Origin of the sequence: Bacillus cereus group sp. BfR-BA-01330 (genome assembly GCF_022663885.1) — a bacterium.
In the GTDB taxonomy this organism is placed as follows: domain Bacteria; phylum Bacillota; class Bacilli; order Bacillales; family Bacillaceae_G; genus Bacillus_A; species Bacillus_A cereus.
This window is the reverse complement of record NZ_JAKUGK010000030.1, coordinates 1-593: the sequence shown is the minus strand read 5'-3', so window position 1 is coordinate 593 and position 593 is coordinate 1. Positions and strand designations below refer to the sequence as shown.

Here is a 593-nt window from a genome sequence, read left to right as displayed (position 1 = left end):
ATGATGGCAGAGAGGTCACACCCGTTCCCATACCGAACACGGAAGTTAAGCTCTCTAGCGCCGATGGTAGTTGGGACCTTGTCCCTGTGAGAGTAGGACGTTGCCAGGCAATATTATTCCGCAGTAGCTCAGCGGTAGAGCTATCGGCTGTTAACCGATCGGTCGTAGGTTCGATTCCTACCTGCGGAGCCATTGGAGAGCTGTCCGAGTTGGCCGAAGGAGCACGATTGGAAATCGTGTATACGTCACAAGCGTATCAAGGGTTCGAATCCCTTGCTCTCCGCCATAGGATTTATAATATTTGGCCCGTTGGTCAAGTGGTTAAGACACCGCCCTTTCACGGCGGTAACACGGGTTCGAATCCCGTACGGGTCACCACTTTGGAGGATTAGCTCAGCTGGGAGAGCACCTGCCTTACAAGCAGGGGGTCGGCGGTTCGATCCCGTCATCCTCCACCATATAAATTTTATATGAATAGTATTATCGCGGGGTGGAGCAGCACGGTAGCTCGTCGGGCTCATAACCCGAAGGTCGCAGGTTCAAATCCTGTCCCCGCAACCAAATGGTCCCGTGGTGTAGTGGTTAACATGCCT

Annotated in this window: 5 tRNA genes and 1 rRNA gene; all 6 read left to right on the top strand. The window is 53.3% G+C overall.

From position 1 onward, the window contains the following. Positions 1-109 (top strand): 5S ribosomal RNA (gene rrf / locus MR112_RS28635); the annotation flags it as partial. An 8-nt stretch (positions 110-117) separates the two neighbouring features. Further along, positions 118-192 (top strand) — tRNA-Asn (locus MR112_RS28630). 2 nt (positions 193-194) lie between these two features. Next, a tRNA-Ser gene (locus MR112_RS28625) sits at positions 195-286 on the top strand. Positions 287-303: 17 nt separating this feature from the next. Further along, positions 304-378, top strand: a tRNA-Glu gene (locus MR112_RS28620). Between the two features lie 4 nt (positions 379-382). Beyond that, positions 383-458, top strand: a tRNA-Val gene (locus MR112_RS28615). A gap of 26 nt (positions 459-484) precedes the next feature. Then, a tRNA-Met gene (locus MR112_RS28610) sits at positions 485-561 on the top strand. Positions 562-593 lie beyond the last annotated feature (32 nt).